This window comes from Rhodococcus sp. GA1 (genome assembly GCF_024321955.1).
GTDB classification, from domain to species: Bacteria; Actinomycetota; Actinomycetes; order Mycobacteriales; family Mycobacteriaceae; genus Rhodococcus; species Rhodococcus pyridinivorans.
In genome coordinates this window covers 598,463-610,983 of the sequence record NZ_CP097186.1, presented here as the reverse complement: position 1 = coordinate 610,983, position 12,521 = coordinate 598,463, and the positions used below count along the sequence as shown (strand labels likewise).

Annotated in this window: 11 protein-coding genes; 4 read left to right on the top strand and 7 right to left on the bottom strand. The window is 68.3% G+C overall.

The features are described from left to right. A complete protein-coding gene (locus M3330_RS02955; RefSeq protein WP_033096701.1) occupies positions 1-1,539 on the bottom strand; it encodes an ATP-dependent DNA ligase in 1,539 nt (512 codons plus the stop codon). Between the two features lie 134 nt (positions 1,540-1,673). Between M3330_RS02955 and ligD the strand changes: the two genes are divergently transcribed. Continuing rightward, positions 1,674-2,612 (top strand): non-homologous end-joining DNA ligase, encoded by a 939-nt coding sequence (gene ligD / locus M3330_RS02950; RefSeq protein WP_006551189.1) that lies wholly within the window; start codon positions 1,674-1,676, stop codon positions 2,610-2,612. A gap of 38 nt (positions 2,613-2,650) precedes the next feature. On the opposite strand, the gene M3330_RS02945 is transcribed toward ligD, so the two are convergent. The 5 genes from M3330_RS02945 to M3330_RS02925 all read right to left on the bottom strand — a co-directional run bounded on the left by M3330_RS02945 (position 2,651) and on the right by M3330_RS02925 (position 8,299). Continuing rightward, positions 2,651-3,586 carry a D-isomer specific 2-hydroxyacid dehydrogenase family protein gene (locus tag M3330_RS02945; RefSeq protein ID WP_255026944.1) on the bottom strand — a complete coding sequence of 312 codons (936 nt, stop codon included), beginning with the start codon at positions 3,584-3,586 and terminating at the stop codon, positions 2,651-2,653. A 49-nt stretch (positions 3,587-3,635) separates the two neighbouring features. Next, positions 3,636-4,034 (bottom strand): ectoine synthase, encoded by a 399-nt coding sequence (locus M3330_RS02940; protein WP_006551191.1) that lies wholly within the window; start codon positions 4,032-4,034, stop codon positions 3,636-3,638. Between the two features lie 58 nt (positions 4,035-4,092). Next, positions 4,093-5,382, bottom strand: a complete 1,290-nt coding sequence (gene ectB / locus M3330_RS02935; RefSeq protein ID WP_039586920.1) for a diaminobutyrate--2-oxoglutarate transaminase — start codon at positions 5,380-5,382, stop codon at positions 4,093-4,095. A gap of 61 nt (positions 5,383-5,443) precedes the next feature. Then, positions 5,444-5,950 carry a diaminobutyrate acetyltransferase gene (ectA, locus tag M3330_RS02930; RefSeq protein ID WP_006551193.1) on the bottom strand — a complete coding sequence of 169 codons (507 nt, stop codon included), beginning with the start codon at positions 5,948-5,950 and terminating at the stop codon, positions 5,444-5,446. A gap of 216 nt (positions 5,951-6,166) precedes the next feature. Beyond that, on the bottom strand, positions 6,167-8,299 hold the full coding sequence (locus tag M3330_RS02925) for an ATP-dependent DNA helicase RecQ (protein WP_255026943.1): 2,133 nt from the start codon (positions 8,297-8,299) through the stop codon (positions 6,167-6,169). A gap of 349 nt (positions 8,300-8,648) precedes the next feature. Here M3330_RS02925 and M3330_RS02920 point away from each other — a divergent pair, with 349 nt between their 5' ends. Beyond that, positions 8,649-10,190 (top strand): acetyl-CoA hydrolase/transferase family protein, encoded by a 1,542-nt coding sequence (locus M3330_RS02920; protein WP_255028810.1) that lies wholly within the window; start codon positions 8,649-8,651, stop codon positions 10,188-10,190. Positions 10,191-10,265: 75 nt separating this feature from the next. Here M3330_RS02920 and M3330_RS02915 read toward each other — a convergent pair whose 3' ends face one another. Continuing rightward, entirely contained in the window at positions 10,266-10,880 is a 615-nt protein-coding gene (locus M3330_RS02915) for a DUF3515 domain-containing protein (RefSeq protein WP_255026942.1), read from the bottom strand. A gap of 96 nt (positions 10,881-10,976) precedes the next feature. On the opposite strand from M3330_RS02915, the gene M3330_RS02910 reads away from it, so the two are divergent. Then, positions 10,977-11,948: a thiamine-phosphate kinase gene (locus M3330_RS02910; RefSeq protein WP_255026940.1), complete on the top strand. Its 972-nt coding sequence runs from the start codon at positions 10,977-10,979 to the stop codon at positions 11,946-11,948. A gap of 45 nt (positions 11,949-11,993) precedes the next feature. After that, positions 11,994-12,521 (top strand): gamma carbonic anhydrase family protein, encoded by a 528-nt coding sequence (locus tag M3330_RS02905; RefSeq protein ID WP_120282228.1) that lies wholly within the window; start codon positions 11,994-11,996, stop codon positions 12,519-12,521.

The following is a 12,521-nucleotide window of genomic DNA, read 5'->3' as shown; positions in this document are numbered from 1 at the left end:
CTACGGTAGGCGGCTTCCGGGAACCGGTGCCGCGGGCAGCAGCGCGCGGACCGCATCGATGGTGTCGGCGTCGGCGGCCGACTTGTCGGGCCGGTACCGCAGCACCCGTGCGAAGCGCAGCGCCACCCCGCCCGGATAGCGGCTGCTCGTCTGCACTCCGTCGAGTTCGATCTCGACGACGATCGCGGGTCGCAGGTGGACGGTGTGCTCGTCGCGGTGTGTCTCGTGGCGTGGGAATTCCTCTGTCTGCCACTGCAGCAGCGCGTCGCTGAGTCCCTTGAACGTCTTCCCGACCATGATCGGCGGACCACCGTCGGGGTCGCGGGCACCGAGGTGCAGGTTGGACAGGAAGCCGGTGCGGCGCCCGTAACCCCATTCGGCGGCGAGCACCACGAGATCCAGGGTGTGCTCGGGTTTGACCTTCTGCCAGGCTCGGCCCCGGCGGCCGGCGGTGTAGGTCGATGTGAGCGACTTCACCATGACGCCCTCGTGGCCGTTGCCGAGCGAGTCACCGAGGTGCGCCTCGGCGCTGTCGGCGTCCGGAGCGACGAGCGCGGGGATGCGGTGCTCACCCGCGACGCGGGCGAGATGGTCGCGACGCACCGACAGCGGCTCGTCGAGCAGGTCGGCGCCGTCGAGGTGCAGGCAGTCGAAGAAGTACGGGTGGAGAAGCAGTTCGCGTTCGGAGCGGGCACCGAACCGGCTCATGGTCTCCTGGAACGGTCGGGGACGGCCGGCATCGGTGAGCGCGAGTGTCTCGCCGTCGAGCACGACACTGCGGCACGGCAGCGCCCGGACGAGTTCGACCAGTTCGGGGACCGATGCGGTGATGTCGCGCAGCGTGCGGGTGAAGATCCACACCGCGTCCTCGTGGCGGTGCACCTGGATGCGTGCACCGTCGAGTTTGTACTCCACGCTCACCGCCCCGTCGAACTCGATGAGTGCCGCCTCGAGCGACTCGGCGGGTGAGGCTAGCATCGGCCGGACCGGTCGGCCGAGCTCCAGGCCGAACTCCGCCAGCGCGTCGACACCACCCTCGAAGGCCGCCGCTGCGGCCTGCGCGAGTCGGCCCGACAACATCACCGCCCGACGGACCGGTTCGACGGGGAGACCGGCTGCCGCTGCGACCGCATCGGTCATCACCCCTTCGAGCGCGCCCTGCCGCAGCTCACCGCCGAGGAGCACGACGAGGAAACGCTGCTCGGCCTCGGTGGCCCGTCCGAACAGATCCAGGAGCAGTTGCTGCCGCGCGGCGGTGGATCCGGAACCGGAGATGCCGGCGAGGCGGTCGAGGAAGCCGGACACCTCGTCGACGTCGAGCACGGGATCGTCGGCGACCGGTGCGGAGAGGCCGGCGAGGGTGCGGAAACCGACACCCAGGCGACCCTGGGTCATCTCTCCGGACAACCATGAGACCACCGCTTCGACCTCGTGAGGTTCGGCGCGCCCGAGTAATTCCCGCAGCAGATCGATCTTGGTGCGTCGTGACCGTGTGGCGGCGACGGCGACGGAGGTGTCGACAACCGAGTGCAGCAACATCGCTTCGACGTTAGCGCCCGGACGTGCCACGCGGAGGAAATCGTGCGCCGGGGTGTATTTCCGCACGGGGTGGGAATCGAGAGGCCAGGATGGTGCACAGGACGCCTCCACGCAGGGAGGGACGGGAGACGCGGATGAGCAAGGACGCCGATGCAGTCGAACTCGACGTGGACGGTCGCACGGTGCGCATCTCGCACCCCGAGCGCGTGTACTTCCCCGAGATCGGGGCGACCAAGCTCGACCTCGCGAACTACTACCTGAGCGTGGGGGAGGGGATCGTCCGGGCACTCCGCGAACGGCCCTGCATGCTGCACCGGTTCCCCGACGGGCTCGAAGGGCGGAAGGTACACCAGAAGCGTTTGCCGCGCGGGGCTCCGGACTGGGTCGAGACCGTTCGGGTGCACTTCCCGCGCTACGACCGCGATGCCGACGAACTGTGCGTGACCCATCTCGCCGACGTCGTGTGGGCCGTGCAGATGTCCACCGTGGAGTTCCATCCGTGGAACTCGCGGCGCAGCGACGTGGAGCGACCCGACGAGTGGAGGATCGACCTCGATCCGATGCCCGACTGCGATTTCGACCGGGTCCGGCGTGTCGCGAAGGTGGCGCACGAGGTGCTCGACGAACTCGGTGCCGTGGGCTGGCCGAAGACCTCGGGCGGCGACGGCCTGCACGTCTACGTCCGGATCGCGCCGGAATGGGAGTTCGACGACGTCCGAAGGGCCGCATGGGCTTTCGCGCGGGAGGTGGAACGACGCGCGCCCGGCGACGTGACGACGGCATGGTGGCGCAAGGAACGCGACCCGTCGGCGGTCTTCGTCGACTACAACCAGAACTCGCGCGACCATACGATCGCCAGTGCCTATTCGGTCCGCGGTGTGTCGGAGGCGACGATCTCCACTCCGGTGCGGTGGGAGGAGATCGACGACCTCGAACCACGGGACTTCACGATCCGGACCGTGCCGAAGCGGTTCGAGGAACTCGGCGACCTGCACTCGGGTATCGACGACGCTGTCTTCTCCCTCGATCCGCTCCTGGAATGGGCGGAACGCGACGAGAAGCCGTCGGAGTGAGCCCTATGGCCCGGTAACGGTGGCCCGGTAGACGTGGTCTAGTAGCCGGCGCTGGGATCGACGACCCCGATCGGCACGAGGCCGGATGCGAAGCGTGTGACGTTCTCGATCACGTGCTCGAGATAGGCCGGGATGCGCAGCGGGGGTGGATTGGCGTCGTGGGGAGTGATCACGGCGTTGGGGAGCGTCCACAACGGATGATCCTCGGGGAGCGGTTCGGGATCGGTGACGTCGAGCCCTGCACCACCGATCGCGCCGGATCGGAGAGCGGCGACGAGGGCGTCGGTGTCGACGAGATCGCCCCGGGCGACGTTGACGACCCACGCCGTGGACTTCATCGCTGCGAGCTCGGTTGCGCCGACGAGCTGCTCGACGTCGAGAGTGGCCGTCGCGGAGATGACGAAATGATCTGCCAGAGGCCATATCTCGTCGATACGTTCGACGGGGAACGTCTCGATGGCTCCCGGCACGGGACGACCGCTGCGGGTGACGGCGAGCGCGCGCGCCCCCAGCGCGGCCAGCATCGGGATCAGCGCCCGGCCGACACCCCCGGCACCGATGATCCCGACCGTCGCGCCGCGGAGGGTGCCGACGGCCGGCGCGAGGCTCTCGGGTGTCCACGAGGTGGCCGCCAGATGGGCCGGCAGGGCCCGGACCCCGGCGAGCAGGAGCAGGAGCGCGTGCTCGGCGACGGTCGTGGAGTAGGCCGCGGCCGCCGACGTCCAGGTGACGCGAGGATGGGCCTTGACGACGCCCTGCGACAGCCAGTACTCGACACCGGCGGACGGTAGCTGCACCCAGCGGACGGAGGCGGGGAGGACCTCGGGGAAATCCTGCGGCCCGGCCGTCCAGACGAGCGCGTCGGGGGTCTCCTCGAGTCCGCAGGGCACGCCGCCCCCGCCCGTGACCGCCCGTTCGAAACGGGGGTCGCGCTCGGGGCCGACAGCGATGCGGGGCGCACGCTCGGGAGTCATGGTCTCGACTCTAAGCGTCCGCCCCGCATCGGTCACGTGGTTACCGCACTCAGGCGGGTTCGACGATCAACGGGTACACACCGTTCTCGTCGTGCACCTCACGGCCGGTGACCGGGGGATTGAAGACGCACAGCATGCGCATGCGCGTTTCGGGGAGCACGCGGTGACGCTCGTGTCCGTTGAGCAGGTACATCGTGCCCGGAGCGAGGTCGTACTCCACGTCGTTGTCGAGGTCCTGGAGCTTGCCGGTGCCCTCGACGAGCCACACGGCCTCGACGTGGTTGGCGTAGTGGAACTCGTTGACGGTGCCGGGTTCGATGGTGGTCTCGTGGAACGAGAAGCCCACCTTGTCGCCGGCGAGGACGATGCGCTTGCTGCGCCACTGGCCGTCCTCCGAGACGACGTCGCGCTCGGTGCCGGTGATCTCTTCTGTCGTACGAACGATCATGGGTGTCGAAAGTCCTTCTTCTGCAAGTCGGTTCGGAACGGGCGGAGCGGGGGACCGCTCAGGAACGGACCTTGGCGGTCGCTTCCGCCAGGATGTTCAGCCCGAACTCGAGTTCGTCGTCGGTGATGGTCAGCGGCGGCAGCAGCTTGACGACCTCGTCCGACGGACCGGAGGTCTCGGCGAGCAGACCCTCTTCGAAGGCCAGGGCGCAAACCTTGTCGGCGTCCTCCGGCTTGTCGAAGACCAGGCCCTGGACCAGGCCGCGGCCGCGGGTCGAGACGCCGTCGAACATGTCCGACAGGTTCATGAAGGTCTGGCGGATGCGCTCGCCCTTGCGCAGGGTGTCGCGCTCGAGCTTGTCGTCGGCCCAGTAGTGCTCGAGGGCGGCAGCCGCCGTCACGAAAGCCGGGTTGTTGCCGCGGAAGGTGCCGTTGTGCTCGCCCGGGCCCCACACGTCGAGCTCACGCTTGAACAGGGTGAGCGCCAGCGGCATTCCGTATCCGCCGATCGACTTCGACAGGGTCACGATGTCGGGCGTGATGCCGGCGATCTCGAACGAGAAGAACGGGCCGGTGCGGCCGCAGCCCATCTGCACGTCGTCGACGATCAGCAGGATGTCGCGTTCCTTGCACAGATCGGCCAGAGCGCGAAGCCACTCGGGGCGAGCAACATTCACGCCGCCTTCACCCTGCACAGTCTCGACGATGACCGCGGCCGGACGGTTCAGGCCGCTGCCGGCGTCGTCGAGGACGCGCGAGAACCACTGGAAGTCCTCGGTGACGCCGTTGAAGTAGTTGTCGAACGGCATCGGCGTGGCGTGGACGAGGGGGATACCCGCGCCGGCGCGCTTCATCGAGTTACCGGTCACCGACAGCGCACCCAGGGTCATGCCGTGGAAAGCGTTGGTGAAGTTGATGATCGACTCGCGACCGGTCACCTTGCGGGCGAGCTTGAGCGCCGCCTCGACGGCGTTCGTGCCGGTCGGGCCGGGGAACTGGACCTTGTAGTCCAGGCCGCGCGGCGCGAGCACGTGCGACTCGAAGGTCTCGAGCAGCTTGCGCTTGGCGACGGTGTACATGTCGAGGCCGTGGGTGACGCCGTCGCTCATGATGTAGTCGACCAGGGCCGACTTGAGAACCGGATTGTTGTGGCCGTAGTTCAAGGCTCCGGCGCCGGCGAAGAAGTCGAGGTAGTCCTTGCCGTCCTCGCTGCGCAGCCAGGATCCCGATGCCTTGTCGAAAACGGCGGGCCAGCCGCGGCTGTAACTCCGGACCTCGGATTCGAGGTGCGAGAAAATCGCAGTATCGGGCTTACCGGTGGTCTCGGGCTTGTTTTCCAGGATGGTCATGTCGTGGTCCTCCTGTGATTATTCGAGAATTATGAAGATGTCGTGCGCACACGCGCTGCGATCATTCGCCGATGGTGTAGAGATCCTCGGCCAGATGTGAATCGGGGAAATCGTCGGGCGCGAACAACTCGGTGCGAGTGATATGCGTTCCGCGGCGACGCGCGAGAGCGGTGAACATTGCGATCGACGCTTCGTTGTCGGGACTCACCGTCGTTTCCAGACGGGTCACGCCGAGCGGCTCGAGTCGGTCGAGCAGAGCGTCGAGCATACGGCCGGCCACTCCACGTCCACGCTGGTCTGCGTCGACTGCCACCTGCCAGACGAACAGGGTGTTCGGGGAGTCGGGACGGCGGTAGCCGGTCACGAATCCCACGGGGCGATCGGTGTCATCCGTTGCGACGACCGATGTGTCGGCGAAATCGCGACACCACAACACATATGCGTAACCGGAATTGACGTCGAGAACCTGCGAATCACGCGCGATCTGCCAGAGTCGTCTACCGTCGGCGATACGCGGACGCCGGAATTCGATTGCAGCCGGCTCACTACCGGACTCGGTTGCGGCCACCTCCGAAGGGGTGGTCGCGGTATTCGATTCAGCCGAGTCGGGGGTCGGGGTACTTCTTTCCTTGACGGGCCTCATATGTCCTTTCAACCTAACAACTTCCGGTGTCGAGATCACGCCCGTGTCCGGAATCGGGATCGGAACCCTGTGGTCCGTGCAGGTCGAGCGCATGTTGTGATGCCGGTCACAAACATGTTACGTCGGTCCTCCTCGTGGCGATTACTTCGGGCTCGCGAGTGCGTACGGCAACACCGCGTCGGCTCCCGCGGCGACGAGAGTTCTCGCCGCCATCGTGAACGTCCAGCCGGTGTCGGTCACCGCATCGACGAGAAGGATCGGACCACTCGACCCGAGGTTGTCGGGTCGCTCCCACGCATCGATCAGTGCGGCGACCCGATATGCCGAGTTCGCTGCCGTCGGCTCCGTATTCCCGCTTCGGCGTCGCAATACACCTAGATCTCGTAATCGTCCGATTTGTGCCAATCGGAACGCGAGTGACTCGACGAGCAGGGGATGTGTGGGGGAGTCCATGGCCATGACGGCGGTGGGCCGCTCCTCCCAGTCCCACGCGGCGAGCACCGCGATCGACGTGTCGACCACCGCCTTCGGCACCTCGCGGTCCGGCCCGTCGAGCAGTTCGCGCAGTCGCGGTCCCCATCCCAGATCCGACAACCGGCCCAGTACGCGCCCCGGGCGCGGACCGTCCGTGATCCGGCCCGACAGCGCGATCCCGAGGGTCGACATCCCCGTGGGCCACTGCCGGCGCGGCGGCAGATCGACGCCGGGGCGTTCGAGGCGGGCGCGGGTCCGGGCGACCTCGTCGTCGCCGACGGACGTCTCCCACCGGGACCCGATGCAGTTGTCGCACCGGCCGCAGCCGGTGCCTGCAGCGTCGAGATCGGGGTCGTCGAGCTGCCGGCGGAGGAAGACCATGCGGCACTCGGTGGTGCGCTCGTATTCGAGCATCGCCTCCTGTTCCGCGGCGCGGGCCTCCTCGAGGCGCCCGTAGCGCTCCTCGTCGTACACCCAGGGCTGCCCGGTGGCGATCCAGCCGCCCTTGACCCTCTTCACCGCTCCGTCGACGTCGAGGACCTTGAGGACCATCTCCAGGCGGGAGCGCGTGAGGTCGACCCGCGGTTCGAGCGCGGGTGTCGATACCGGCCGTTCGGTATCGAGCGCCGCGATCACGCGTCGTACGAGCTCCTCGTCCGGGAAGGCGACCGAGGCGAACCACTGCCAGATCCGGCGGTCCTCCGGGCCGGGCAGCAGAACCACCTCGGCGCGTTCGGTGGAGCGACCCGCACGCCCGACCTGCTGGTAGTAGGAGATCGGGGACGAGGGAGCGCCGAGGTGCACCACGAAGCCGAGGTCGGGTTTGTCGAAGCCCATGCCGAGCGCCGAGGTCGCGACGAGCGCCTTGACCTTGTTGTCGACCAGATCGGCCTCGAGCTGTTCGCGCTCGGTCGGTTCGGTCTGTCCGGTGTACGCGGCCACCGCGTAACCGTGGTCGGCGAGCAGCGCGGCGAGGTCGCGGGCGGCGGAGACCGTCAGCGCGTACACGATGCCCGAGCCCGGCAGATCCTTCAGATGCTGCGCGAGCCACGCCGCGCGTCGCGCCGGCTCGTCGATCCGCACCACCGACAGGTGCAGCGACGGACGGTCGAGGCCACCGCGCAGCACGAGCGTGCCACCGGAGGCGGCATCGTTGCTCCCGCCGACATCGCTGTTGCCGCCGACACCGAGCTGGGCGGCGATGTCGGCGACCACCCGGTCGTTGGCGGTCGCCGTCGTCGCCAGGACCGGGATGTCGTCGCCGAGTTCGGCGACGAGGGTGCGGATGCGGCGGTAGTCGGGCCGGAAGTCGTGACCCCAGTCCGACACGCAGTGCGCCTCGTCGACGACCACCAATCCGGCGTCGCGGGCGAGGGAGGGCAAGACCTGGTCGCGGAAGTCGGGGTTGTTGAGGCGTTCGGGGCTGACGAGGAGGACGTCGACCTCACCCGCCGCGATCCGCTCGTGGATCGCCGCCCATTCGGTGACGTTGCCGGAGTTGATGGTCGCGGCGTGGACACCCGCCCGCTCGGCGGCCGCGACCTGGTTGCGCATCAGGGCGAGCAGCGGCGAGACGATCACCGTGGGACCGCGGCCCTGCCGGCGCAGCAGTTTGGCGGAGATGAAGTAGACGGCCGACTTTCCCCAGCCTGTGCGCTGGACGACGAGGGCGCGGCGACGGTGTACCACGAGCGCCTCGATCGCGACCCATTGGTCGTCGCGGAGCCGGGCATCGGGGCCTGCCAGCTCGCGGAGGAGGTGCTCGGCATCGTCGCGCAACAGGTCGGTGGAGTTCGTCATGCTGCAATCGTGCCCGACGACGTTCCGTCACGGCGACGGTGAACGGTTCTCCGGGGGCGGCGAACGGTACTGACGCGGCGGCGAACGGGGATACCCTAGAGATGGCGACGGAGTGGCTCTCACGAAAGAGGGTGGCACCCAGTGTCAGTCGACGTGGCAGAGAGCATGATGTAAAAGCTTGCGAAACAACAACTTCCGATTGCATCGATCTTGGAGTGCGACTCGTGGCACTCTGTGTCCGAATTGGTGACGGCGATCGCTGATCCGGACCGAGTGTGATGAGCGGATCATCCGCGCCGCTATGGTCGTCGTCATGTACGCAGCCCTTTCATCCCCCGCAGCGCCGTCTGTGGAGGCGGTCGTCGTGACCCCGGCCGAGGCTCGGGTACGTCATGAGACCTACCGCAAGAAGATCGTGTCGGCTCAGGACGCCGTCCAGTGGATTCGCCCCGGCGACACGGTCGCCATCAGCGGCTTCGCCAGCGCAGGCACCCCGAAGGCAGTGACCCCGGCCCTCGCCGAACACATCCGGCGCACGCGGGCGACCGGCGGCGACTTCCGGATCAACCTGCTCACCGGAGCGTCGGTGGCCTCCGACACCGAGCGCATGCTCGCCGACGTCGACGGAATCGCGCTGCGTATGCCGTACCAGGCAGAGCCCACCGCCCGAGGGCGGATCAACGAAGGCCGGATGGACTACGTCGACATACACCTGTCGCACGTCGCCCAGCAGGTCTGGGAGGGCTACTACGGACACATCGACGTCGCCGTCGTCGAGATCTCCGGCATCACGGAGACGGGCGAGCTGATCCCCGCCACGTCCATCGGTAACAACAAGACCTGGCTCGACGTCGCCGAGAAGGTGATCCTCGAGGTCAACTCGTGGATCCCCGCCGCCATGGACGGCGTGCACGACGTCTACTACGGCACCGCGCTTCCCCCGAACCGTCGTCCGATCGACCTCACCGACGTCGAGGACCGCATCGGCCAGCCCTACTTCCGGATCGATCCGGAACGCGTCGTCGCGGTCGTCGAGACCGACCGTTCCGACAGCGCCACCGCGCTCACGGCGCCCGACGCCACCAGCCGGGCCATCGCCGACCACGTCCTCGACTTCTTCGCGCACGAGGTCGCCGCGGGACGGCTGCCCGCCGACACGCTGCTTCCGCTGCAGTCGGGTGTCGGCAACGTCGCCAACGCCGTTCTCGCCGGTCTCGACAGCGGACCGTACCGGGGGCTGACCTGCTACTCGGAGGTCATCCAGGACGGCATGCTCGACCTCGTCAAACACGGCACCGTCCGGTTCGCCTCGGCGACTTCCCTCGCACTGTCCGAAGCGGGGCTGAACGACTTCGTCGAGAACATCGACTTCTACCGCGACCACATCATGTTGCGGCCGCAGGAGATCAGCAACCATCCCGAGATCGTCCGCCGACTCGGCATCATCGCCATGAACGGCATGCTCGAAGCCGACGTGTACGGCAACGTCAACTCCACCCACGTGATGGGCACCCGCATCATGAACGGCATCGGTGGCTCCGGCGACTTCGCGCGCAACGGCTACCTGTCGATGTTCCTGAGCCCGTCGACGGCCCGCGACGGCGCGATCTCGTCGATCGTCCCGATGGTGCCGCACGTCGACCACACCGAGCACGACGTGCAGGTCATCGTGACCGAACAGGGTCTCGCCGATCTGCGCGCACTGTCCCCCCGCCGTCGGTCGCGGGTCGTCGTGGAGCGCTGCGCGCATCCCGACTACCGCGCCGAACTGCTCGACTACATCGAGCGCGCAGAAGCCACCCCCGGAGCAGGTCACACCCCGCACCTGCTCGGTGAGGCGTTCTCCTTCCACGAGCGCTACCAGCGCACGGGGACCATGCACGCGTCCTGATCGACGCGGCGACGAACACGGTCGGCCCCGGCACCACATCACGGTGCCGGGGCCGACCTTTCTCGTCCGTCCGGCTCAGCGGATCGGCGCCGGATCGATCTCCTGCTGCGGGAGCGTCGTGGAGATCGTCGCCGTGATGTCCTGCAGCGGGGTCGGCCCGGATCCGTCGGGCACGGTCAAGGCCACGTAGACCGGACGGTCGACGGCGAACCACGTACTCGCCGGGATGCCCTGCTCGGCGCCCGACACCTCGAACCACTGCACGTCGTCGATCACCTGCAGCGCCGCCGCTCGGTCGAACTGGTCGGGCCGGTCGAGACCGCAACGCAGGACGACCTCCTCGCCGTCGTCCGACTGCCAGGCCGCAGCACCCACCGGTGCCGGGTCGGCCAGTTCGGCGCGCGTGTAGTCGCCGAGCTCCTCCGGCAGCGCGTCGAGCAACTGCGAGCAGGATTCGGATTCCGCCTCCGGAGCGGGCACGGGACCGAGGCCGACAGGCGTGTTCACAGGTGACTGCGACACGATCACGGCCGCCACCACCACGCCGACCAGCAGAGCGACGGGCAATGCGATCGCCGTGGCGATCAGAGCGGGACTGCGTCGCGTCCCGTCCGATCCGGGTGCCTCGGCGGGGGCGTCGTCGGAAGGTTCGCGATCGGAAGCAGAGGTGTCGGTCATCGTGTCCAGCATCCGGGCTCGGGGGCAGGGGGCGGTAGCGTGATCGAACGTAGCAGGGCACGTGCCGGCTCTCTCCCACCGGCGACCGAGAAAGAGGCGACCGTCACCGTGACGAACCCGACCGGACCCACCGTCGCCGACATCGGCGAATTCCCCGTGATCGAGCGCGCGGTGAGAGCACGGCGGCAACCCGACAGCACACTCGTCGGGCCGGGCCACGATGCGGCGGTCGTGACAGCGGCCGACGGGCGCATCGCGATCTCGACCGACATGCTGGTCGAAGGACGTCACTTCCGGTTCGACTGGTCGAGCCCGGAAGAGGTGGGACGCAAGGCGGTCGCCCAGAACGGAGCCGATGTCGCCGCGGTCGGCGCACGCCCCACGGCCTTCGTCGTCGGCCTCGGTTGTCCGCCCGAGACTCCCGTCGCCGTGCTCGACGGCATCTCGGCGGGCATCGGGGAGGCTGCGGAGGAGGTCGGCGCCGGAGTCGTGGGAGGCGATCTCGTGCAGGCGGGTCAGGTGATCGTCTCGGTCACCGTGCTCGGCGAACTCGACGGACGGCCACCGCTGCTCCGCTCCGCCGCCTGCCCCGGTGACGTCGTCGCCCTCGCCGGTCGCACCGGTCGCTCCGCGGCGGGTCTGGCCCTGCTGCTGGCCGGCAACCGGGACTTCCCCGAACTCGTCGCTGCGCATCGTGTGCCTACTCCGCCCTACGCCGCAGGTCCTGCAGCGGCCGCAGCCGGCGCCCACGCCTGCACCGACATCTCCGACGGTCTCGTCGCCGATCTCGGGCACATCTGCACGGCCTCGGAGGTCGCGATCGACCTCGACTCCGGTGCACTCGCTCCCGACACGCAACTCCGCGAGGCCGGTCGGGTACTGACGGCCGACCCGTGGGAATGGATCCTCACCGGTGGCGAGGATCACGCCCTCGCGGCCTGCTTCCCTCGCGAGGTCACCCTGCCGGACGGATGGCGGCCGATCGGCGTGGTCCTGGAAGGCTCCGGCGTCACGGTCGACGGGCAGCGCCACGACGGATCCGGCGGCTGGGAGAGCTTCGCGGCGGGCGCTGGTCTCTAGGCCGCTCACTCCGGGTGGGGTTCGCTCGAGATAGGTTCTGCAGTCATGGCTGTCTACGCACTCGGCGAGCGTGTCCCCGATATCCATCCCGACGCGTGGGTTCACCCCGACGCGGTCGTGATCGGCAACGTCACCCTCGGTGCCGGTGCCTCCGTGTGGCCCTCGGCGGTGCTGCGCGGGGACTACGGCACGATCACCGTGGGGGAGAAGACCAACATCCAGGACGGCACGATCATCCACTGCACCGCGATCGAGGCCACCGTCATCGGCGCGCGGTGCGTCGTCGGGCACAACGCGCACATCGAGGGCTCCACGATCGGTGACGGCGCGCTGATCGGCTCGGGTTCGCTCGTCCTCAACGGATCGGTCATCGGTGCCGGCGCGCAGGTCGCCGCCGGCGCCCTGATCCCGCCGCGCTTCGAACTGCCGCCCCGCCGCATGGCGATGGGTATCCCCGCGAAGGTCCGCGAGGGCTACGAGATCCCCGAGAACAACTTCGACGCCAACGCCGAGATGTATGCGGCGAACGCCGCCTACTACCGGACCGCCCTCCGCCGCATCGACCAGGAGTGA

Bases quoted from the DNA above. Each gene is read 5' to 3' on its own strand.
- M3330_RS02955 (WP_033096701.1), bottom strand. From the start codon at position 1,539: ATGTTGCTGCACTCGGTTGTCGACACCTCCGTCGCCGTCGCCGCCACA.
- ligD (WP_006551189.1), top strand. From the start codon at position 1,674: ATGAGCAAGGACGCCGATGCAGTCGAACTCGACGTGGACGGTCGCACG.
- M3330_RS02945 (WP_255026944.1), bottom strand. From the start codon at position 3,586: ATGACTCCCGAGCGTGCGCCCCGCATCGCTGTCGGCCCCGAGCGCGAC.
- M3330_RS02940 (WP_006551191.1), bottom strand. From the start codon at position 4,034: ATGATCGTTCGTACGACAGAAGAGATCACCGGCACCGAGCGCGACGTC.
- ectB (WP_039586920.1), bottom strand. From the start codon at position 5,382: ATGACCATCCTGGAAAACAAGCCCGAGACCACCGGTAAGCCCGATACT.
- M3330_RS02925 (WP_255026943.1), bottom strand. From the start codon at position 8,299: ATGACGAACTCCACCGACCTGTTGCGCGACGATGCCGAGCACCTCCTC.
- M3330_RS02915 (WP_255026942.1), bottom strand. From the start codon at position 10,880: ATGCTGGACACGATGACCGACACCTCTGCTTCCGATCGCGAACCTTCC.
- M3330_RS02905 (WP_120282228.1), top strand. From the start codon at position 11,994: ATGGCTGTCTACGCACTCGGCGAGCGTGTCCCCGATATCCATCCCGAC.